At 34.7% G+C, this 23692-nt stretch carries 20 protein-coding genes; 5 read left to right on the top strand and 15 right to left on the bottom strand.

All coding sequences use genetic code 11. The features are described 5' to 3' along the window. The first annotated feature begins 1 nt into the window (after nucleotide 1). Nucleotides 2-736, top strand: coding sequence for a hypothetical protein (locus IEV50_RS15065; RefSeq protein WP_188415863.1), 735 nt, complete (start codon nucleotides 2-4; stop codon nucleotides 734-736). Between the two features lie 42 nt (nucleotides 737-778). Here the strand turns inward: IEV50_RS15065 and IEV50_RS15060 are convergent, their stop codons facing one another. From IEV50_RS15060 to IEV50_RS15020, 9 genes are all read right to left on the bottom strand, one after another. After that, on the bottom strand, nucleotides 779-1921 hold the full coding sequence (locus IEV50_RS15060) for an ATP-binding protein (RefSeq protein ID WP_188415861.1): 1143 nt from the start codon (nucleotides 1919-1921) through the stop codon (nucleotides 779-781). A gap of 338 nt (nucleotides 1922-2259) precedes the next feature. Further along, nucleotides 2260-3144 (bottom strand): ATP synthase F1 subunit gamma, encoded by an 885-nt coding sequence (atpG, locus tag IEV50_RS15055; RefSeq protein ID WP_188415860.1) that lies wholly within the window; start codon nucleotides 3142-3144, stop codon nucleotides 2260-2262. A 173-nt stretch (nucleotides 3145-3317) separates the two neighbouring features. Then, nucleotides 3318-4892 (bottom strand): F0F1 ATP synthase subunit alpha, encoded by a 1575-nt coding sequence (gene atpA, locus IEV50_RS15050; RefSeq protein WP_131556008.1) that lies wholly within the window; start codon nucleotides 4890-4892, stop codon nucleotides 3318-3320. Nucleotides 4893-5114: 222 nt separating this feature from the next. Then, nucleotides 5115-5654, bottom strand: coding sequence for an ATP synthase F1 subunit delta (gene atpH / locus IEV50_RS15045; protein ID WP_188415859.1), 540 nt, complete (start codon nucleotides 5652-5654; stop codon nucleotides 5115-5117). Between the two features lie 108 nt (nucleotides 5655-5762). Then, nucleotides 5763-6257 carry a F0F1 ATP synthase subunit B gene (locus IEV50_RS15040; protein WP_188415858.1) on the bottom strand — a complete coding sequence of 165 codons (495 nt, stop codon included), beginning with the start codon at nucleotides 6255-6257 and terminating at the stop codon, nucleotides 5763-5765. An 88-nt stretch (nucleotides 6258-6345) separates the two neighbouring features. After that, nucleotides 6346-6561 (bottom strand): ATP synthase F0 subunit C, encoded by a 216-nt coding sequence (gene atpE / locus IEV50_RS15035; protein ID WP_188415857.1) that lies wholly within the window; start codon nucleotides 6559-6561, stop codon nucleotides 6346-6348. A gap of 41 nt (nucleotides 6562-6602) precedes the next feature. Further along, nucleotides 6603-7727 (bottom strand): F0F1 ATP synthase subunit A, encoded by a 1125-nt coding sequence (gene atpB / locus IEV50_RS15030; RefSeq protein ID WP_188415856.1) that lies wholly within the window; start codon nucleotides 7725-7727, stop codon nucleotides 6603-6605. A gap of 14 nt (nucleotides 7728-7741) precedes the next feature. Further along, a complete protein-coding gene (locus IEV50_RS15025) occupies nucleotides 7742-8131 on the bottom strand; it encodes a hypothetical protein (RefSeq protein ID WP_229746753.1) in 390 nt (129 codons plus the stop codon). A 181-nt stretch (nucleotides 8132-8312) separates the two neighbouring features. After that, the gene (locus IEV50_RS15020; RefSeq protein WP_188415855.1) at nucleotides 8313-8537 is read right to left on the bottom strand and encodes an AtpZ/AtpI family protein; all 225 of its coding nucleotides are present in this window, start codon (nucleotides 8535-8537) and stop codon (nucleotides 8313-8315) included. 107 nt (nucleotides 8538-8644) lie between these two features. Between IEV50_RS15020 and porW the strand changes: the two genes are divergently transcribed. The 3 genes from porW (at nucleotide 8645) to uvrC (ending at nucleotide 15657) form a co-directional block, all read left to right on the top strand. Further along, nucleotides 8645-11419: a type IX secretion system periplasmic lipoprotein PorW/SprE gene (gene porW / locus IEV50_RS15015; protein ID WP_188415853.1), complete on the top strand. Its 2775-nt coding sequence runs from the start codon at nucleotides 8645-8647 to the stop codon at nucleotides 11417-11419. Between the two features lies 1 nt (nucleotide 11420). Beyond that, complete coding sequence (locus IEV50_RS15010; protein ID WP_188415852.1) at nucleotides 11421-13643, top strand: transglycosylase domain-containing protein; 2223 nt, start codon at nucleotides 11421-11423, stop codon at nucleotides 13641-13643. Between the two features lie 178 nt (nucleotides 13644-13821). Continuing rightward, entirely contained in the window at nucleotides 13822-15657 is a 1836-nt protein-coding gene (gene uvrC, locus IEV50_RS15005; protein ID WP_188415851.1) for an excinuclease ABC subunit UvrC, read from the top strand. A gap of 110 nt (nucleotides 15658-15767) precedes the next feature. On the opposite strand, the gene porN is transcribed toward uvrC, so the two are convergent. From porN to IEV50_RS14975, 6 genes are all read right to left on the bottom strand, one after another. After that, nucleotides 15768-16682 (bottom strand): type IX secretion system ring subunit PorN/GldN, encoded by a 915-nt coding sequence (gene porN, locus IEV50_RS15000; protein ID WP_229746752.1) that lies wholly within the window; start codon nucleotides 16680-16682, stop codon nucleotides 15768-15770. 7 nt (nucleotides 16683-16689) lie between these two features. After that, complete coding sequence (gene porM, locus IEV50_RS14995; protein ID WP_188415849.1) at nucleotides 16690-18222, bottom strand: type IX secretion system motor protein PorM/GldM; 1533 nt, start codon at nucleotides 18220-18222, stop codon at nucleotides 16690-16692. A gap of 42 nt (nucleotides 18223-18264) precedes the next feature. Next, complete coding sequence (gene porL, locus IEV50_RS14990; RefSeq protein WP_188415848.1) at nucleotides 18265-19071, bottom strand: type IX secretion system motor protein PorL/GldL; 807 nt, start codon at nucleotides 19069-19071, stop codon at nucleotides 18265-18267. A 50-nt stretch (nucleotides 19072-19121) separates the two neighbouring features. After that, nucleotides 19122-20444 (bottom strand): T9SS ring complex lipoprotein PorK/GldK, encoded by a 1323-nt coding sequence (porK, locus tag IEV50_RS14985; protein ID WP_188415846.1) that lies wholly within the window; start codon nucleotides 20442-20444, stop codon nucleotides 19122-19124. A gap of 224 nt (nucleotides 20445-20668) precedes the next feature. After that, entirely contained in the window at nucleotides 20669-21439 is a 771-nt protein-coding gene (locus IEV50_RS14980; protein ID WP_188415841.1) for a uroporphyrinogen-III synthase, read from the bottom strand. Nucleotides 21440-21452: 13 nt separating this feature from the next. Further along, nucleotides 21453-22430 carry a DUF4271 domain-containing protein gene (locus IEV50_RS14975; protein WP_188415840.1) on the bottom strand — a complete coding sequence of 326 codons (978 nt, stop codon included), beginning with the start codon at nucleotides 22428-22430 and terminating at the stop codon, nucleotides 21453-21455. Between the two features lie 96 nt (nucleotides 22431-22526). Here IEV50_RS14975 and hemW point away from each other — a divergent pair, with 96 nt between their 5' ends. Then, nucleotides 22527-23663 carry a radical SAM family heme chaperone HemW gene (gene hemW, locus IEV50_RS14970; RefSeq protein ID WP_188415839.1) on the top strand — a complete coding sequence of 379 codons (1137 nt, stop codon included), beginning with the start codon at nucleotides 22527-22529 and terminating at the stop codon, nucleotides 23661-23663. Nucleotides 23664-23692: the final 29 nt, after the last annotated feature.

Raw genomic sequence — 23692 nt, 5'->3', positions numbered from 1 at the left:
TATGAAATTTAAAAATTTACTCGGGCTTGGCATAGCCATAATGTGCCTTGCTGCATGCAAAAAAGAAAGTCCAATCATTGAACCACCTGCAATTGAAAAAACTGATCCATTGGAACTATTAAAAGATTCAATTTCGTACATCATTGATGGAAAGCAAATGGTACAAAAAAAATCAAAAAGTAGGAGTAACTCATTAAGAAATGCTGTAGCTAATGTCAAGCTTGATTCGTTAGTAAAGCAGAAAGAGTATACCTCGGGGGATAAAGATTCAGTGATGTTTGGAGTAGGGTTCCTTTTTGAAGATGAGGATAGAAATGGAATTGAGATATCTTTACTAAAAAAATACAACAAAAATCAAGCTCAGCCACAAACCAACCAAACCATATTTTTTGTACCTAAAAACAAATTAGATTTATTTTCTGTGGGCGAACGTAAATTCGCCATGGATTTTAATAGAAATAATTCACAAAACGGCGTTGTTTTTGAATTATTTGGGGATAATTATGGTCTGCAAACAAATGGATACTCTAGTCTTGCATATCATGCGCTGTTAAAGCCTGAATTACAAAGCCAATCTAAATTTGAAGTCACAAACTTGCAGAAACTAAAATCAGGAAAATATTTGTTAGAAGCAAAATTCAATGCATCAGTCTATCGGGGCGATGGCACAAATATTAAAAAAATTGAGAGTGGATATTTACGGTTGATAATTAATCCAGAGAACATTTATTTTTAAACAAATAAAGCCCATTTCAATTAAGAAATGGGTTTTTCTGCATTACAAACTAGAAACTTCGCCATTCAAAAAACTTCCTCTATCTTCTTTAGATATTATTAAGGTTTCTGCATTTGGATAAGCTTTAGTAAAAGTTACAGGAATTTTATCTTTAGCTTTTTCATTCCACTTAAACTCAACAGCCAATAATTTATCACCTCTTTTTTCAATATAATCTATTTCCTGTTGTTGGGTGGTTCGCCAAAAAAACAATTCAGCTTCAATTTGATTTTGTTGCAGGTATTTCATACGCTCGCTAATCATATAATTCTCCCAAAGCGCACCAACATCATTGCGATTGTTTAACGCATTAAAATTTCTAGTTACTGCGTTTATCAGACCTGTATCGTAAAAAAATACCTTTTTATTTTTCTTAATCTCGTTACGAACATTGCCTGAAAATGCTGGTAAAACAAAAATAACGAAAGCCTTTTCCAATAAATCAATATATTTCTCTACGGTTTTTTGGTCGGCTTTTACGAGTTGAGCCATTTCAGAAAAGTTTACTTCACTTCCAACCTGCAATGCCAAAGCTTTCACAATTTTTTCAAATAGCAAAGGTTTCTTCACCTCTTCTAATGCGAATAAATCTTTGTACAGGTAACTATCGATTAATAACTTTAAGTGTTCTTCTGCATGGTTTGGCTGATTGATTACTTCAGGATATGAGCCATAAATTAAACGTTGCGCTAAAGAGCGTTCTTCGGTAATAAAATCAGTTTTTTGCACCAATTCAGCATACGAAAAAGGCAAAAGCATCATTTCATATTTTCTACCGGTTAATGGTTCATTAATTTTTCCTGATAATTCAAAAGCCGAAGAACCTGTTGCTATAACCTGAATTTGCTTAAATCTATCTACTATTATTTTTATAAATAACCCTACATCAGAGATTCGCTGGGCTTCATCAATAAAAAGAATTTCATAATCACCAAGTAATTGTGCTATTTTTGTAGCATTGGGTTTCGCCAAATTTTCGCGAACATCAGCATCATCACCATTAAGGTATAAAGTTTTTTTTTCAACTTTAGCTAGTAATTGCTCCACAAATGTTGTTTTACCCGATTGCCTCGGGCCAAATACAATAAATGCTTTGCCTTTAAATAGCCTAGCCAAGGCATAATCCATTTGTTTTCTTACTATCATGCTAAGTAATTGTAAAACAAAAATATAATAATTTTGGATTACAATCCAATAAAAACATAATAATTCTGGATTTCATTCCAAAATAAAAATAATAATTTTGGATTCTAAAATAAAAATGCTTTAAAAGTATATTGAAATACGAGTAATTTTAATTAACCACAGAAGAGACAAAGGTCTTTACTAAGACCAAAATAAAGACCAAACTTTGGTTTTCTTTTGTTCCTCTTGTGGTCACCTTTAAACACTGGGCATAAAAAAACCCATCTCAATTAAGAATGGGTTTGTATTTTTACGATGCTTTGAATTGCTAACTCAAAACTGAGAGCTGCAAACTGTCTTTATCCGTTCAATGCTGCTGCACCACTTACAATCTCAGTTAACTCCGTTGTAATTGCTGCCTGACGAGCTTGGTTATATGAAAGTTTTAATGCTTTTAATAACTCACCAGCGTTTTCAGTTGCTTTATCCATTGATGTCATACGTGCGCCATGTTCTGATGCATGAGAATCTAGCACTGCTTTATACAACTGAATTTTAACCGATTTAGGAATCAATTGCTCTACAATTTCTTCTTGAGATGGCTCTAAAATATAATCGACATTGGCTGATTTAGTTTCAACCATTGTTTCTTCTGCTTTTGGCAAAGGCAACAATTGCTCTGAAGTAATAATTTGAACCGCTGCATTTTTAAATCGATTGTAAACCAATTCTACTTTATCAAAGTCGCCTTTAATAAAACCAGCCATAATAGCATCGGTAATTTTAGTTACGTTTTCGAAAGTTAACGCATTATAAACCTCATTGTTGTTACCGATAACGTTGTAATTACGTTTCTCGTAAAAATCCTGCGTTTTCTTACCAATAGAAATAATGCTCACGTTACCGTTTTTCAACTGTTCGCTATATTTCTCAGCAATTAAATTATTGGCCGCTTTAATTACGTTCATGTTAAAGGCACCAGCCAAACCACGGTTTGATGATACCGTTACAATTAACACCTTATTAGGCTCACGCTCTTGGATAAAAGGCGATGAAGAACCCTCTAAACTTGCCGATAGATTAGCTAAAATCTCTTTCAGTTTAGTTGCATAAGGACGTAAAGCGATAATTGCATTTGTTGCACGTTTCAACTTCGCTGCCGAAACCATTTTCATAGCTTTGGTAATCTGCTGGGTTGATTGTACCGACGCAATTCGGTTTCTTACTTCTTTTAAATTAGCCATTCTTTATAATATCGAGTATTAAGTATCAAGTATCAAGTTAAGACATATTGCCTCTGTTGATAGATGATCCAAGCTACTTGTGTCTAATTAATCTATTTATTTCATCAGTAGCAAGTAGCAAGATTAGGTGTCAAACTTTGTCTTGATATTTGATACCAACTACTTGATACTTATTAGTATTTACTTGAAATCTCTTTTGCTACTGTATCTAAAACACCTGTAATGGTATCATCAAACTTACCAGCTTTTAACGCTGCTAAAGTTTCTGGATGGCGCATTTCCAATTGTGTTAAATATTCAGTTTCGAATTCTTTTACTTTATCAACTGGTACGCTACGCATTAAGTTTTTAGTACCTGCATAAACAATTGCAACTTGTTTCTCAACCGTAAAGGGAGTAAACTGTGCTTGTTTTAGCATTTGTACATTACGTGCACCTTTATCTAAAACCGATTTCGTTGCAGCATCTAAATCAGAACCGAATTTAGAGAAAGCCTCTAATTCACGGTATTGAGCCTGATCTAACTTTAAAGTACCAGCTACTTTTTTCATCGATTTAATTTGAGCATTACCACCCACACGTGATACCGAGATACCTACGTTAATAGCCGGACGGATACCTGCGTTGAATAAGTTCGACTCTAAGAAAATCTGACCATCAGTAATCGAGATTACGTTGGTTGGGATATATGCAGAAACATCACCCGCTTGAGTTTCGATAATTGGAAGTGCTGTTAATGAACCGCCACCCTTAACAATATGTCGTATAGATTCAGGCAAATCATTCATCGCTTGTGCAATATCATCATTTGCGTTGATTTTTGCTGCTCTTTCTAACAAACGACTGTGTAAGTAGAAAACGTCACCTGGATAAGCCTCACGGCCAGGTGGACGACGAAGTAATAAAGATACTTCACGGTAAGCAACAGCTTGTTTAGATAAATCATCATAAACAATTAAAGCTGGTCTACCTGTATCACGGAAAAACTCACCAATTGCAGCACCTGCAAACGGAGCATAAAACTGCATTGGAGCAGGATCAGCAGCCGAAGCAGCAACAACAACTGTATATGGTAAAGCGCCATTTTCCTCAAGTGTACGTACAATGTTTGCAACGGTAGAATTTTTCTGACCGATAGCTACATAAATACAGAACACAGGCTGGCCTGCTTCATAAAATTCTTTTTGGTTGATAATGGTATCAATACAAACTGCAGTTTTACCAATCTGACGATCGCCAATAACCAACTCACGTTGACCACGACCGATTGGAATCATTGCATCGATTGCCTTAATACCAGTTTGTAAAGGCTCATTTACCGGCTGACGATAAATTACACCTGGTGCTTTACGCTCTAAAGGCATCTCGTAAGTTTCACCTAAAATTGGGCCTTTACCATCTAAAGGTAAACCCAAGGTGTTTACTACGCGGCCAAGCATACCTTCACCAACTTTAATAGAGGCAATTTTTTTGGTACGTTTAATTGTATCGCCTTCTTTAATCTCGTCAGAAGCACCCAAAAGTACAACACCAACGTTATCTTCTTCAAGGTTTAATACAATGCCTTGCAGGCCGTTTGCAAATTCAACCAACTCACCCGATTGAACTTTAGTTAAACCGTAAACACGGGCAATACCGTCGCCCACTTGCAACACGGTACCAACTTCTTCCAGTTCGGTTTCTGATTTAAAGCCCGCCAATTGCTGTCTGATAATTGCCGATACTTCGTCTGGTCTTACCTCTACCATAATTTTAATTTATATCTTTTGTAAATGTAAATCTTGTAATTCTTTTGTTATTCCAGTCCCGCTTTCTGCTTTAGTCTTTTTGCTTTCAGCTTCAAAGCCTATCGCTGCCAATCGGGTTTATATATTTTAGCGCTGTAGTTCTTCGGTTATTTCAGCACCCCTCAAATCTCATCTCAACCCAATCTTGATACTTGATACTTGATACTAACTAATTGATACTTTCTAAAGCGCAAATTCCTTTTTCAGTTTACTTAAACCACTTGCAATACTTGCATCAAATTGTTTATCGCCAACTTTTAATATAAAGCCACCAATTAGTTTCTCATTAATTTTCTCTTTAACAATAACTTCATTAGCACCTAATTCTCTTTTTACAATTGCAACAATCTGCTCTTTAGCTTCAGTACTTAAAGCTGTTGCTGAAGTTACATCGGCGGTAACAATGCCTTTTATTTGATTGTATTGTTGTATAAACTGTTTCGCTGTAGCAAATAAAATTGCCGAGCGACCTTTGTTTACCACAATTTTGAAAAAGGCAATGGTTAACTTACCAACTTTATCAGCAAAAATTCCATTTAATATACCAGTCTTTTTATCTAAAGGTACAATTGGGTTTTTTAATATTGCTTCCAGTTCAGGGGTTTCATCAACCACTCTCTCAAACAAAACCATATCATTATAAGAGTCGGCTAAACCGTTGTTTTCAACAACTAAGTCGATTAATGATTTGGCGTATCTGCTTGCAACTTTAATTTCTGACATATTCTTGGAGTCGTAAGTTGTAAGTTATAAGTTGTAAGTTGTAGTTCGATAAACCATCGCTACACTAACCCACAACTTAAAACTTAAAACGTAATACTTATAACTTATTTAGTTTAATTCAACGTCTTTTAACAAGTTGGCAACTAAAGCTTCTTGCTTGGTTTTATCATCTAACTGAGTACGTAAAACACGTTCAGCAATTTCTAATGATAATGAAGAAACCTGATCTTTAACTTCAGCTAAAGCGGCTTTCTTTTGGTTCTCGATTTCAATCTTAGCTTTTTCAATTAATTTAGCACCTTCTACTTGAGCCTGTTTTTTAGCTTCGTTTAAGATACCGTCTTTCAAGGTTTTAGCTTCCTTTAAAATTTCATCGCGTTCAGCACGAGCCTGTTGCATCAAATCTTGATTTTGGCTGGTTAAACGAGCCATTTCTTGTTTTGCCAACTCAGCTTTATTTAATGCTTCATCAATGCTTTGCTCACGTTCGTGAATAGCACCTAAAATAGGTTTCCATGCAAATTTCCTAAGTAATATCAATAAGCAAATAAACGATATTGTGGTCCAAAAAACCAATCCTATGCTTGGGGTTACTAATTCCATTTTATCTAATTTTTTTTATCTTAATCGTAGTTAATAAGGCGGGTAAATAACCAATCGTTAATACCCAACCTAATTTTTTCAGTATTGATTATTTAGGATTATTACCTAATAATGCAACTACCACACCGAATAAAGCAGCACCCTCAATAAGGGCAGCAGCGATAATCATTGCAGTCTGAATTTTTGATGCAGCCTCTGGTTGACGAGCAATACCTTCCATTGCTTTACCACCTACTTGACCGATACCGATACCTGCACCGATTACTGCTAAACCGGCACCAATTGCCGCGATTGAACCTACCATAACTAATTTAATTTATATTAATTGTAAAAAATAGTTTTCTGTTAATGATGTTCTTCTACTGCCATACCAATAAATAAAGCAGTAAGTAATGTAAAAATAAAGGCTTGTAAAAATGCTACTAACAATTCCAATACATCCATAAACAATACGAATGCAACTGAAACCGGAGCAATAGCCAATGTTTCGAAAATAAAGATTAAGGAAATTAAACTTAATACAATAATGTGACCGGCGGTAATGTTCGCAAACAAACGAATCATTAAAGCAAATGGCTTAGAAATAATACCAATTAATTCCACAGGAATCATAATTGGATATAACCAAAGTGGTACATCAGGTTTAAAAATGTGCTTCCAATAATATTTGTTACCATTAATGTTTACAATTATCATTGTTCCTAAAGCCATTACAAACGTTAAAGCAATATTACCTGTAACGTTAGCCCCACCTGGGAAAATTGGTATTAAACCAAAAATGTTATTGAAAAGTATAAAGAAAAACGTGGTTAATAAATAAGGCATGAATTTCGCATATTTATGCCCGATGTTTGGCTTAGCAATATCATCTCTCACAAAAATCACGATTGGTTCTATAAAAGATTGCAAACCTTTGGGTGCTTTACCAACACGCTTTTTGTAAGCGCCAGCAACCGAAATAAATACGATTAAGATAACTAATATAGCAACGAACATTGCCGCAACGTTTTTAGTAATAGAGAAATCTAAAACAGATGCTTCTTCGTCAATTTTACCATCCGCACCAACTACTTTTACATGGTCTTCTTCTAAACGGTAAGTATTGTATTTACCAGTATAGTCATGCTCGCCATGATGAAAGTTACCCGAAGATAAAACTTCTAAACCGCCATTTGTATATAAAATTACCGGAAGAGGCAATGAGGTATGTCCCCAAAGATGCCACATGTGCGAATCTGCAATGTGTTCCATAATCACTTCGGTAGGCTCGAATTTTTTCTCATCATGCTCAACAGCACCATGTTCGCCAGAAACAGCTTCAGCAGTTTTAGCAACAGCACTATCAACAGGAACAACAGCACTATCAGCTTGAGCGAAAGTATCAATCTTGATAGATAAAAACGCGATTAAAAGCGTAAAAACAACAATTACCTTCTTAACTTTAGATACTAAAACTTGGTTACAATCCATTTATTGGCAGATTTTTACTTTAAATTTTGGTGGCGCAAGTTACGTAACAGACAGTATATTTCAAAGACTGAAAACAATAAATATAAAGAAAAAAAATTTAGGAGAAATAGAACCCCAATTCCCTTGCCTTTTATACTGTAAATCAATACAAAAGCCATACAAAAAATCATCTTCACGGCAATTGATCCCATAATTGCCATAATCCCTACTTCAGGATCTCTTTTTATTCCAATGTCAACAAGTAAATAAGCGATAAAAGTTATGCCTGCCAGAAAACCAAACATCAACCAGAAGTTGGGTACAAATAAATTCGAACCTGGAAAAATAGAAGGCAAAATAGCTACCAATCCGATTAAAACACCGATAAAAATAAAATAGAAACTGGTAAATTTGGCTAGAGTCAATGGAATAAATTCTTTGCAAATAAAAACTTTGGCAAAGATAGGATTTTAGCATCAAGTATCAAGGTTTAAGTGCTAAGTATCAAGATTTGAGTATCAAGTATTAAGACTGGGTTTTAAAACAGATAACCGATAATTCGTAACTGGCAACTGAAAACCGATAATTGCCAACCGGCAACTAAAACTAATCTCTTGTAGCTTGTCTAATCACCTGGTATAATGCAATTCCAACACCTACCAAAGCAAAAGCAGCCGTTATTAAATTGCTTTTACTATTTCGATGTTCATCAATTTTATAACCTATAAAAGTTAACAAACCAATTGTTGCAATCATTTGGAAACCGATTGCAGAGTATTTTGCAGCCGCATTCACTTTCTTTGTTGGTATTTCATCTTTAGGTTTTTCCATTATTTAATACAATAATTATTTAACTTTGAATAATAAATTTGTTGCCAAATAAAATAATTTTGCTTACATTTTGTTAATTGTATATCCACTAAAGCGATTTCTTATACTTGAAAAAATACACCGACAAAACTTTATCTCCCTTCCTATTTATTTTCAGCCTGTTTTTAATTTATGGCTGTGTAGCTAATAAAGATACTACCGTTGACCGTAAGATGCAAAACTTAACGGCAAGGTATAACTATATCTATAACTCAAACGTTATATTAACAGAGTATAACGAAGGTTTGCTACAAACTTATTCTGACAACTATGAGAGAATTCTTCCGGTTTATTTAGATCCTGAACCACAGGTTATTTTAACCTTAACACCAAGTGCTGCTAACAAACCACTTGACGAAGTTATTTTTAAAGGTCAAACGATTATTAACGACAAAAGTTTTAGCAATTATATAGATGATGCATATATGCTTTTAGGTAGGGCGAATTATTTAAAAGGTAATTATTTCATCGCATCTGAGTATTTTGATTATACAGCCAAAACCTACAACAGCGATTTAAAAACCTTCATTATGGCGATGAACTGGAAAGCCAGAAGCCAAATGGAATTAAATAACATGGTATATGCTGATAAGATTTTAGATACCATGCTAAGATCGGCTGATGAACTTAAAAAAGATTTAGCCATGCCTCTGGCAACAACGGCTCAGATGCGGATTTATCAGAAAAGATACAAAGAAGCTATTTTATTATTAGAAACTGCCATTAGAAATGCCGACGAAAAACAATTAAGAATTCGCTGGCAATATATTTTGGCTCAGTTACAGGAAAAAGAAAATGATCTTCAAAATGCATTCATTAACTATACGAAGGTTGAAAACAGTAACGCACCTTTTGAAATGTACTTCCATTCAAATTTGCAAAGGATTAAATTAAAGGCGTTAATAAGCGGCTACAAAATAAATGAAGATAAAGCTTTACTAACTTTATTAAAAGATGATAAGAATTTTGATTATACTGACCAGATTTATTATCAGGTTGGAGAACTTTTTTCAAAAGAAGGCAATTATATAAAAGCGGAAGACAATTATCAAAAGTCAGTTCAAAGGAACACAAAGAACCAAAATCAAAAAGCTTTATCTTATTTGAAAATTGCAGATTTAAATTTCAAAGTGTTTAGGAATTACATCAAGGCCAAAGTGTATTACGATAGTACTGTAATGATTCTGCCGAAGAATTTTCCTGATTACGATAATATTGTAAAAAAGGCCAATAACCTTCAATACTTGTCTGATAGGTACACAATCATTTCCAGTGAAGACACTTTACAAGCAATTTCAAAACTTCCTATAAATGAACAGGAAGCAAAAGTGAAGGCTTATTTAAGACCAAAGGTTGAGGTTTCTAATATTTTAAATTCTACAGGCAACCAATCTCTTAACGATGCTTCTTTCCCCAATCAAACTTTAAACGCAAATCCAGCTTCAGGAGTCGGTAATACATTTTATTTTAACAACAATGCAGCGATTAGCAATGGCTTTGCAGATTTTAAAAAGCGTTGGGGAAATAGACAACTGGAAGATAACTGGCGTCAAAGTATCCGTTCATCTGCACAAGAGAATAATCAAATTTTAGCAGGCGGTAATGTTGCGAACGGGTTTGGTAATGTTAATAATACTGATTCGGCTACTGCGCTTGACCAAACGTCATTAGAAAAGCGATTTATAGCAAACCTACCTGTAACGACTGATTTACTGGCAATATCGAATCAGAAAATTGTTGATGCCTATTTTGAAATTGCAAGTTTTTATCAGCAAGAGTTAAATGATAAAGATGAAGCAAATAAAGTTTACCTCGAATTGCTTAGGCGTTTTCCTGAAAACAATCACCTAGTGGCAATTTATTATAGCTTGTATTTGAATTATAAAGGCATCGAAGAAGGTAAATCTAATGAATATCGCCAATTGGTGTTAACAAAGTTTCCTGAATCGAATTTTGCAAAAACCATTCTCGATCCTTCATATTCAGCTAAACAAGATGAGCTTGAAAACGTGATAAATGCAAATTACAACCGCACTTTTGATGCTTATGCTAAAAAAGACTATGGAGATGTTGTTAAACAGGCAGATGAAAACATTAAGACTTATCCGGCAAATGATTTAGCACCACAATATGCCTATTTGAAAGCAATTGCAGTAGGAAGAACATCAAAAATTGATGCGCTTTTAACAGAATTCAATTTGATTACAACGCTTTATCCAAATGATTTGATTATAGTGCCTCTAGTTAAAGATCACCTTAAATATATACAAGCAAATCTTGAGGAATTTAAGCAGAGACCAATTGCCCTAATTGATTTTGATTCTAATGAGCCTCGTTTTGTTAATCAGGCAAAACCTGAAGATGTAAAACCAAAACCAATTGAAAATATAAATGCTGCTGACGTTAATAAATCAGCCGAAGCAATTATAAAGCAAGTCGAAAAACCTAAAGACAATAAGATAGAAACAGAAAAACCGGCAAGCATATTCAGCACCGCTACATCAAATACTTACTATTATGTTATAGATGTTGCCGATGCTTCCTTAACTTTGAGCTCTTCGAGATTTGGAATTGGTCAGTTTAATCGTGGAAATTATCCCGATAATGATTTGGCCCATAAATTGGTAGAGTTAGATGATGACCAACTGATTTACGTAACCAGCTTTGTTGATTTGGAAGATGCAAAAATTTATGAAGAAAGCATAAAAGGGCAGTTAAAAAACATAATGAAAGTGCCTGTTACAAAGTACAAAAGCTTTATCATCAGTAAAGAAAATTTCGAAAAACTATCAGATAGGAATCGTATAAGCGAGTATCTGGAGTTTTACAAAAACAATTATTAAAATGAACAAATCCCTTTCTGCAGCCGACGTTAAAAGATATAACCTACGAATCTGGAAAATTGTAATCGGTGGTATTGCAATATTTGCCATATTTATTTCCATGATGGGATTCGGTCTTTTCGGTAGCTTACCATCTTTCAGAGATATTGAACACCCTAAAAGTAATCAGGCATCAGAAATAATTGCCGAAGATGGTAGAACACTTGGAACCTACTTTGTTCAAAACAGATCAAATGTTACTTACAAAGAAATTTCTCCAAACGTAATAAATGGTTTAATCGCCACGGAAGATACCCGTTTTAAAGAACATTCAGGAATTGATTTTCAGCGTACTTTTACCATTATCGGATATAATTTAATAGGCAAAAAACAAGGTGGAAGTACCATTACCCAGCAATTGGCTTTAAATTTATTTTCGGAAGAAGGCAGACAAAGGAATTTCTTTAAACGAGTAATGCAAAAGTTTAAAGAATGGGTTGTTGCCGTTAAACTGGAAAGAAACTATACGAAAGAAGAAATCATTACCATGTATTTAAACACGGTTGATTTCGGTAATCAGGCTTACGGCATTAAATCGGCTGCAAGAGTTTATTTCAACACCACACCAGATAAATTAACGGTTCCACAAGCTGCAACTTTGGTTGGAATGCAGAAAGGAATTACCATGTACTCACCAACACGTAATCCCGAGCGTTCCAAAGCAAGAAGAAATACGGTAATGGCCATGATGGTAAAATCTGATTTTTTAACCCAACAACAGTTTGATGAAGAAAAGGAAACATCACTTAACCTTCATTTTAACGCGGCAACCGTGAATGATGGGATTGCCCCTTACTTCAGATCAGTTCTGAAAAATGATATTAAAGCTGTCTTAGCTGATCCAAGTAGATTTAAGCCTGATGGAACTCCATATGATTTAGATCGCGATGGATTGAAGATTTATACCACACTGAATTACGACATGCAGGTTTATGCCGAGGAAGCGCAAAAGGAATATATGCGTATTTTACAAGCTCAGTTTATTAATAGTTGGAAAGGTAGAAATCCTTTTAAGGATAAAGCTTTACAAATTGAACAAGGTATTAAAAGATCGGATCGCTACAAAGCTGCAAAGCTTGAAGGGAAAAGTGATGAGGAGATTAAAGATGACTTCAACACTAAGACTGAAATGAGCATTTTTAGCTGGAAAGGAAATCTCGATACAATCATGAAACCGATCGATTCGGTTCGCTATTATAAAATGCTTTTGCGAAACGCCATGATGACGATGGACCCGACAAATGGTTATGTTAAAGCCTGGGTTGGTGGCATTAACTATGAGCATTTTAAATACGATCAAGTAAAAATGGGCACCCGGCAGGTAGGTTCTACGGCAAAACCATTTACTTATGCAGTTGCGGTAGAGAATGGCTTTTCTCCATGCTTAACTGTTCCAAATGTACCCGTAACGATTGAGGGTTATGGCGATCCTTACACACCAAAATCATCTGGAAAACCACTTGAGGGTGCGATTACTTTACAAAAAGCTTTAGCTTATTCTCAGAATTATGTTACCGCTTACCTGATGAAACAAGTTGGTCCGGTAGCCGTGGCCAATTTAGCAACCAAAATGGGCATACCAAATGTACCTGCTTATCCATCAATTTGTCTTGGCTCTTTTGATGCTTCAGTTTACAATATGGTTGGTGCTTACAGTGCTTTTGCGAATAAAGGAATTTACACTCAACCAGTTTATTTATTAAGAGTCGAAGATAAAAATGGTGTTGTTTTATTCTCTCAAAAGCCAATACCAAAACCGATAATGAGCGAAGAAGTTGCTTACGTGATGACAAGAATGCTCAAAGGTGTGGTTACAGGTGGAACGGGTGCGAGACTAAATTATAAATATAAGGTTAATGCCCCTATTGGTGGCAAAACGGGTACCACACAGAATAATTCCGATGGTTGGTTTATGGCGATTACCCCTCAGTTGGTAACCGGTATATGGACAGGTTGCGAGGACAGGGCATTTCACTTTTTAAGTACTAGTCAAGGTGAAGGTGCCAATACTGCGCTGCCTATTTTCGCAGGCTTTATAAAAAGGGTTTATGCTAATCCGGGTTTAAAAATAAGCCATGCTGATTTCGATGCACCAAAATCTGGTGTTTCTATTGTATTTGATTGTAATCAATATCAGAAACAAGAGGAAGGGACAACAGAACTTGATGAGAAATTAGGTTTTTAATACGAAGGGTTTTGCGTGAAGGATAGAAATGGAAAGACCGGAGAACCGTTTTTTTCGGTTTGAGGACTTGCAATGGATAGCCTGACCCTTTGCGTAGCTTAGGGACACGCCCAAATTCTTTGAACAATAATCATATCTCTGAGAGATTTCCCTTTTTGAATTCTATTTTTGTAATTAAATGAGCAGTTTCGACCATAAAACAGCATTAACCGCAATACCACATAAACCGGGTGTGTACCAATATTGGGATGCCGACGGAAAGTTAATGTATATCGGAAAAGCAAAAGATTTACGCAACCGTGTTGGCTCTTATTTCAATAGTGATAAAAATCAATTCAATGGTAAAACGAGGGTTTTGGTTTCTAAAATAAGAAAGATAACTTTTACTATAGTTGATACAGAAATTGATGCCTGGTTACTCGAAAATAGCTTAATTAAAAAACATCAACCTAAGTTTAACATCAATTTAAAAGATGATAAAACTTATCCCTGGATTATTGTTAAAAATGAAAACTACCCACGAATTTACTGGACCAGAAAAGTAATTAAAGATGGTTCTACCTATTTTGGTCCCTATGGTTCGATAGGCATGATGCACACCATTCTGGATTTAATTAAGGAAACCTATACTTTGCGAACCTGTAGTTTGCCTTTAAATGATAAAAACATTGCTGAAGGGAAATTTAAGGTTTGCCTGGAATATCAAATCGGTAATTGCAAAGGACCATGCCAGGCTTACCAAACGGAAAGCGATTACGACAAAAACATTGGTGAGATAAAAGAAATTCTAAACGGTAAAATTGGCAATGTTATACGTGATGTAAAAGGCATTATTAAAAATGCATCTGAAGAATTAAATTTTGAATTGGCGCATCAGTACTCAAGACGATTACAAGTTTTAGAAAAGTATCAAAGCAAATCGACTGTTGTAAACAGTGCAATTACTAATGTTGATGTGGTAAGTATTGCATCTGATGAAAGGTATGCATTTGTAAATTACCTGAAAGTAATGAATGGAACCATCATTCAAACGCAAACCATTGAGGTTAAAAAACAATTGGATGAAAGTGACGATGAAATTTTAACGCTTGCGCTTTTAGACTTCAGAACAAAATTTAATAGTACATCAAGAGAAATTATTGTACCCTTTGAACCGGCATTAGAAGATGAAAGTTTACGTTTTACCGTACCAAAACTTGGCGAGAAAAAGAAACTTTTAGAGCTATCGCAAAAAAACGTTCTATTTTTTAAAAAAGAAAAACTGAATCAATACGAAAAATTAAATCCTGATTTGCGCACAGATAGAATTTTGGCAACAATGCAAAAGGATTTACGCCTAACCCAACTCCCACAGCACATAGAATGTTTTGATAACTCGAACTTTCAGGGCAAGTATCCAGTTTCAGCTATTGTTGTTTTTAAAGATGCTAAACCATCTAAAAAAGATTATAGACACTTTAATGTAAAAACGGTTGAAGGTCCAAATGATTTTGCAACCATGGAAGAAGCTGTTTTCCGACGCTACAGGCGTATGCTCGACGAAGATCAGTCTTTGCCTCAACTTATTATTATAGATGGCGGTAAAGGCCAGCTTTCTTCTGCCGTGAAGAGCTTAAAACTTTTAGGTATAGAAAATAAAGTAACAATAATTGGTATTGCCAAGAGGTTAGAAGAATTATTTTATCCCGGGGATTCTTATCCGCTTTATCTTGATAAAAAATCAGAAACGCTAAAAGTAATTCAACAATTACGTGATGAAGCCCACCGTTTTGGCATTACTTTTCACCGAAAAAAACGTGACCAAGGAACTTTAAAAACAGAACTTGAACAGATTGATGGCATTGGCAAAACCACTGCAGATAAATTATTAACGCATTTCAAATCCGTTAAAAAAATAAAAGAAGCAACGGAAAAAGAATTAAGTGAAGTACTTAATAAAAAACAGGTTGCTACTTTGCTTGAATATTTTACTCCTCAAGTGCCAGAAGTACAAGCTGAAAACCCAAATCACTAGGAGCCATTAAGACTTTGTAAACAGTTTTTGACCAAAAAAAAAGGAGCAGATTTCAATTTGCTCCTTCTTATATCGATTCATCATTTGATGGGTTAATTAACTTAATTATATTAATATTCCCAAAGTCCTTGTTCGTAATCAAGAACCGATTTTTTAATTCTTTCCGATTCCATCAATCTTTCTCTTGGGTCAGAAATAATATCTCTAAGTTTATTATCACCAGGATTAGATTCTTTTACAATATAACTGCTAAACAACCGACGAAGAAAGAAATCATCAAAACTTAGAGAAGATGCATCATTATTTGTATTTACTAATCTCTTATGCGCAATAATTGGTCTTAACTCATCATAACTTACCCAAAATACCGGCTGCCAAACTTTAGAGATCTCATTGTATTTCAATGGTGCAATACCTACAATACGCGGTTCAAAAATAGAACGCTTTGTATCGAAAATCCAATCTTCTTTAATTCGAAATTTCAAGAAAGCTTCTGGATTAAAATCATTAACAACGGTAGTAACTGTTCCTGTTTTATTGTTTGAAATTTCCGATGTTCCTAAAGCACCTTTTGCTGCAGAATCTGCACTTAGCGGCATTTGAAAAGTATCATCTTCATTCAACATACTATCAATTGGTGCATAAGCAGTTAATTCTTCTGATTTTATTGATGAAATTAAAACATCAATCAACCTGGATTTCGGCGATTTTAAAACAGAATTAACAGTATCGCGTAAGTCAATTTCACGCCAAATGCGCTTTGCATAAAATACATCTTCTTCACGCACATCTGCAAGAGGAACCATTTCAGTACTATCTATATCCTTACGGGCATAAAAACCATCCTTTGGAGGTACTTTTAATTTTTTCTTTACCGTTACCTTTTTAGTGCTATCTATTGGTACAACTATATTTCCTGCCACTGCTTTTGTTGAAGTTGTAGTGGTTTTCTTTTTAAGCGGCGTTTGCGCAAATACAAACCCAGTAGATAAAACTAAAACAGCAATGCTTAAAATCCTTTTCATCTTTCTTTTATTTAACATTAAATGAAACAGAAGGCAAAATTCTTTGACGACCATCTGGACCTTGAGAAACGATATCATCAAAGAACACTTTAGAACCAGGTGTAATTGCATTCATTGCACTTCTAACAGCACCACCGAAATTCCCACCGCTACCAGCAATGGTAACTGCTTCAGAACGCGGTTTTATTACTGTTATTTTATATCTTAATATTTTAAAGCTTACATCAAAAGGAAAGTCATCTAAATCTGCTTCTATCTCTGTTTCACTTTTCAATTGTACTGATGAAACATCACCACCAATTCTACCACCCACTTTTGCAATAGGTGCAGGAATTGCCTTTACTCTAAATTTTTGTACACCCAAGTTAACCGTTTTGCCTGCATTGCTTGCACTAACATTTATTGAAACCTCAGAACCAACTTGTCCACCAGAAACGTTTACCATATAGTTTCCATTTCCTCCAGACATGCTGCCTCCAGAAATTGAAGCCTTTACACTTTCTAAAGGGAAGCCTGCTGCCGAAACAGAAAATGGGTTTGGAATACCTGCATAAATAACATTCATTTTTGTTGATGAAACCGTAGCTGATGGTTTTGCAACTTGATAGGTTTGCTCTGGCGTTCTGTATTCTTTTATCTGCCCGTCGGTTTGTTTAATACGAACCGTACCAACCCATTTAAAAACACCTACACTACCTGTACTTCCTGTATAAGTTCCTTTACCATCTCTAACATTTAATTTACCACCTCCTACAATAATTTCAGGATTTGATTTTGAATCACTTGCAGTTAAAAATACTTCAGCAGTATAAGGCTGACCTTGAATAACATAAGATGTTGGTGCCACAGCAACCGCAGCAAATTTATCTATGTTAACTACAGCTTTATCCATATTTCCGAATAATTTTTTAACTACTTCAGCTTCAGCATTTTTTGTATCGGTTTGAAGCTTGGTTAAAATTGTCATTGCAGCAGTTAAAGGAGTTCCTTCTCCAAACAATGTTTCTTGCCAATTTCCTTTTCTTTTTCTAGCCGGATCTTTGGCTTCCAATGAAAATGTAATGCCTTCTCTATCTTTCGGATCAAGAAGCGAAATTAATTTTTCGCGGGTTGCGTTAATTTTGGCTTTCAACTTTTCACCTTCCTTTTGGTTAATCATTAAATTAGGAGCAATATCCTGATTATCACGATTAGTCAAGTCTCCAGTTTCTGGGTTAATACCATCGCCAGCTGCAGTAAATTGCTTTTTAATGCCTTCAATATAGTTATTCAACTCATCAGCCGCTGCTTTTGCCTGTTTAGCTTTATCATAAATTGGTTGAGCACGAGCTGGTTCTTCTTTAAGTTTTGAATTTTCGAAAGAAGAAAAAAGCTGATCTATACCTGTATTAACGTTGGTTTTTGATGTATCCAAACTATCATTGATATTTTTGAATGCGTCTAATATTGTATCTGATACGTTTAAGGCCAGCATGGCTAACAATACCAAATACATGATATTGATCATCCGCTGCCTTGTTGTTTCTTTTCCGCCTGCCATTGTTTATTTAGCTTTCTATTTTAAAATTAAAAACTATATAAATTATACACGAGGGCTGTTCATAGCCGATAGCATATTACCATAAATCGCATTAAGGGATGATAGGTTTTTAGCTAACTTATTCACTTCTTCTTTGAACTGTTTAGAATCTTCCATCGATTCGTTAAAGTTTTGCATGGTAAGTGAAAGGTTAGAATAGAATTTATTCATCGATTTTAAGTGTGCGCTAGAATCCTGCAATTCTAATTCATATACAGCGTTTAAAGCCGATAAGTTTTTAGATAAATTATTTACCTGATCGTGATAAGCCTGAGAATCTACATTGCTCTCTCCCATCGCTTTTAAGTTAGCAGTTGCTTTTTCGAAAGATGCACTTAGGTTATCAAAGCTGGCAGATGCAGTTTTTACTTTACCTGTAAATTCGGTAGTTGCTAAAGATGCATCAGCTACGTTAGAAATAGAAGCTACTTTATCTCCGAATGTACGAAGACCTGTACCTAAACTTTCAATTAACTCTGGCCCAATTTTAGCTTCTGATAACATTTTATCTAAAGCTGCTGTATTTGGAGAGGATACTGCAGCAACTGGTCTTGTTGTTGCTACTGGCAACTCACCTTTAAAATCTTCTCTTAATTCAGGATAAACTCTTTCCCAAGCAGGTTCAGGCTCAGGTGGGAAGAAACCAGTCAAAAAGAATAGGATAGATTCAACGCCTAATCCAATACCTATCATGTAGTTACCTAATATTCCGCCAATGTGCAAAATCTTAAATAATGCCCCGATAATTACAATACTTGCTCCCCATGAAATCGCTACGTGTAACCAACCTGGTTGTTTCTTTGCTGCCATAAAATTTTAATGTTTTTCTTTTAGTTTTAGTTTTTGTTGGTTTGATTTTTTTAGTTTCTTAAGTCGGTTCCTGGATAAGCAGAAACGCATCTAAAACCGATGTAAGATCTTTGTTGGTCTTGATATTCGTAAGTAGACACTGCATTTTGAAGGAAATAGCCTGTATCTTTCCATGATCCACCTTTAACTACTTTTCGCTTTAAATATTTACTATCGTCTTTACCGGCAACGTAGGTAAAGTTCGGGTTTAAATCATGTAATAAAGGACTTGCAGATTTATTGTAGGCGGTTTTTGTCCATTCTGCAACATTACCAGACATGTTGTACAAGCCGTAATCATTAGGGAAATATGATCTTACACCAACCGTATAAATACCACCATCGCTTGAATAATCGCCACGGCCAGGTTTAAAATTTGCTTGTAAACAACCTTTAGTATTTCTGATGTATGGGCCGCCCCAAGGGTACTTAGTTTTAGTGTTACCTCCCCTTGATGCATATTCGAATTGGGTTTCTGAAGGTAAATCATAATCCATTCTGGCATTTAAAGGCATTTTTCTTGCTGATGCTACACCTTGATAAAGTTGTGTACGCCAATGTGAAAATGCTTGTGTTTGTTCCCAGCTTACACCCACTACAGGATAATCATCATAAGAAGGATGATTAAAATAGCCTCTAACCATCGGATCATTTTGAGAATAAGAATAATCTGTTTTCCAAACCATCGTATCAGGATAAACTGCAATCGTATATCTGTCTATATAGTCCTGACGTTTGCTGTTTGGATCTTTATGACCTATAGCTGCTTTATCTAAATTTAAAATACCATAAGAATATTCTAATTTACGAACATCAATCTCTTTTCTGCCTGGCAAAGCATCTAAACCAGAATAATACATATTATCTAATTGACTTGCATTGGCTGCATTGGCTCCTTTGCTTTTACCGCTCCAGATTGCTGAGCCATTACCAACTTTTTTCCAATCAATATATTTTTCACCACCCAAGGCACTGGCTGCAGCACCCTTTTGAGTCATCATGAATTGTTGAGGATTGCCCATCATTACTATTGCTATTGAATCACGAACCCACTTAGTAAATTGACGGTACTCTGCATTTGAAATCTCGGTTTGATCCATAAAGAATGCACTTATAGTTGTCATTCTGCTTGGCCCTGATTGAGAAAATGTAATGTCTTCATCAGATCCACCCATTGGTGTATGACCTGGTGGAATATACACCATACCCAGAGGAATACGTTGATTTTTAAATTTGCGATTGTAAGCGCCAACTAACTCACCCTGCCCACCATGACCACAGCTTGAAAGTAATACAGTTACAGCCATTATAGCCAAAAAGTAGATTTTCTTCATATATTAATTATAGTGTACAAAACACAATTAGCAATTGTATCAAAAATCATTTAAATAAACAACAAATGCAAAAATTTTACACGAAAGTATCTTTATTAGAACATAAGAATGCTTTTACAACACTTTTATTCTAATATTTCTGTTACAGAAATGCACCATCATTCTGCTATAACTTATAAAGTTGCAGTTTATTGTTGCTTAAAGAAATAAATTAGAGGGAATCTTTATTTATTAGATACTTTGATATAATTCTCAATAGCCATAGTCATTGAAGGCACACCCGGTAATGGAGCTGCGATATCAACAATAAGGCCTAGGTCTGTTACTGCTTTACTTGTATTTACTCCAAACGCTGCAATCCTAGTATTATTTTGTTTGAAGTCAGGAAAATTTTTAAATAACGACTGAATACTTGATGGACTGAAGAACGCAATAACGTCATAAAAAACCTCGGCTAAATCAGAAAGATCACTTACAACTGTTTTAAACAGAACTGCAGGCGTAAAATCATAACCGCTCTTTTCTAAAAATTTCATTGTATCTTCGGTTGCCATATCAGAACATGGATACAAAAATTTTTCGTTAGCATGTTTTTTTAATACTTCAGCTAAATCTGAAGCCGTTTGTTTTCCAAAGAAAATTTTACGTTTCCGATACTGAATGTATTTCTGAAGATACAAAGCAATTGTCTCAGACAGGCAGAAATATTTTAATTCAGCAGGTACATCATAACGCATTTCTTCGCAAATTCTAAAGAAATGATCTGCAGCATTACGACTGGTAAAAATTACTGCTGTAAAATCACCAAGGCTAATTTTATCCTTTCTAAAATCCCTCGCAGGCACACCTTCCACGTGAATAAATGATCTAAAATCTACTTTAAGGTTATGCTTTTTAGCTAAATCGTAATAGGGAGATTTTTCTGTTTCAGGTTTCGGCAAAGTAACTAAAATACTTTTTACTTTACGGATTCTAGAGTCGTTCTTTTCTTGCATTTTCCTTTTTCTGCTACAATCCTATCGTTTTAATTAGTATTAAAACGGGACATATTTCGAGGGCGCAAAAGTACAAAAATAAATGCATTTTGGAAAACTTATTATTAGAAAGTATTGTAATTCCGGCACGCAGCAATTGAAAGGCAAATATAACTACTAAAAGTAAGATGGCTAATCCTATATATATTACACCATATTTTAAAGGCGATAATGCAAATGCAATAACCAATGGTATAAATAGCAATGATGCATTGAAATAACTTAAATACAATATTGAAATATACTCATTTACAGGCTTTTGAATGTTAAAAAGAAAGCCTAAAAATCTTAAAATAATTAGTTTCAAAGCATAAAATACAATGATAATAATCGAAATGCTAAAGAAAAATTTAAAGCCATCTTTAGCCTGGTACATATCATAATATTGTGCTACAAGAAAGAAAAACATTCCTAAAATGAATCCGAATTGTATAAATAATAGTAAAAATGGCCAAGAACTAAATAAATTATCTTCTTTATTAATATTATTTAAAATTCGATTACTAAAAAAAGATTCTACAATTGCTGAAAGCTGTTTAGAAAACGCATTCTTTAAAATTGCAAACACAACAAGCATAATAAATATAAAACCTAAAAGCCATACATTTCCTTTAGGTATAGAACGACCTAACTGATAAGGGTTTTCTTTCTTTTTATAGTCTTTATATTTCTTCTGCCAGCCGAGCAAATCCAAGGTTGGAAACATATACTCTTTCTCAACACTATCCAATAATGCATTTTTGTTAATTAGGCTATCTGGCAAAACCCAGGTTTGCGTTATAATGGAATCAGTTACAAAAACTTGTCTGGCAAGTGTTGCCGAATCGGGCCGAAATCTTTTGTATTGATATTTAATCACCGAATTTGAATCAACCTTAGCCGGAATTTGTTGTGCTTCAAGAAAATGTGCAGACAATAAAAACGCGAGTAGAATTAAAATGTATTTCGGCATGCTGTCAATCAGAAATAAGATTGCAAAAGTAGTCGATTAATCACTGTTTACCTAAAGAAAATAATTGAAATAATAATATGCTGTATCTTTACGGCGATGTCCGGTATATATATTCATATTCCTTTTTGCAAAAAAGCTTGTCACTATTGCGATTTTCATTTTAGCACTTCTTTAAAATATGCTGATGAAATGGTTGAAGCCATTTGCAAAGAAATTAAAATGAAAAAGGATAGAATTTCTGGGCAGGTAGGCAGTATATATTTCGGTGGAGGTACACCTTCTATCCTATCTCAATCTTCTTTGCAAAAAATTTTTGATGCCATAAACAGCACTTTTTCAGTTGATACAAATGCAGAAATTACTATCGAAACCAATCCAGATGATTTAACCTCACAGAAAATAAAAGAGTTGAGGCAACTTCCTGTTAACCGGTTCAGCGTTGGTATTCAATCTTTTTTTAATGAAGATTTGGTTTGGATGAACAGGGTGCACAACGCCAGTGAAGCCGAAAATTGTATTAGGAGAAGTCAGGATGCTGGTTTTGAAAACCTGACTTTGGACTTGATTTACGGCTATCCACTTTTAACTGATACCAAATGGCTTAGCAACATTGAAAAAGCTGTAGAACTACAAGTGCCGCATGTTTCTGCATATGCACTTACCGTTGAACCAAGAACTGCACTTGCACATGCCATTAAAAACAAACAACAAAATCCTATTAGTGATAATCAGAGCGCCGGGCAATTTGTTATTTTGATGGATAAACTGTTAGAAGCCGGTTTTGAACAGTATGAAATCTCAAATTTTGCCAAGCCTAATCGCTATGCCATTCACAATACCAATTATTGGAAAGGCGTTAATTATATTGGTATTGGTCCATCAGCGCATGGATTTGACGGACAGAATCGATACATGAATCCGGCAAGTAATTCGCTATATATGGAGCAATTAGAACGAAACAAATTACCAGAGCTAATTGAAGAATTAAGTTTGAACGATAGATTTAACGAGTATATCATGACTTCGTTAAGAACCATGTGGGGAACTGATTTACAAAAAATAACTGATGAATTCGGCAAAGATTTCTTAGAAGAAACCAAACATAATCTGCGTGGTTTTGAAGATAAAGATTGGCTTATACTAGGTGAAGAAAAAATTAAATTGAGCCAAAGCGGGAAATTTTTTGCCGATCATATTGCTTCAGAGTTGTTTATTATAAATAGCAGTGAATGAAAGAATTTCTAGATGATATTCAATCATTC

This window comes from Pedobacter mendelii, from assembly GCF_014635725.1.
GTDB lineage: Bacteria > Bacteroidota > Bacteroidia > Sphingobacteriales > Sphingobacteriaceae > Pedobacter > Pedobacter mendelii.
The sequence above is the reverse complement of the archived record's forward strand: the minus strand, read 5'-3'. Positions and strand labels throughout refer to the sequence as shown.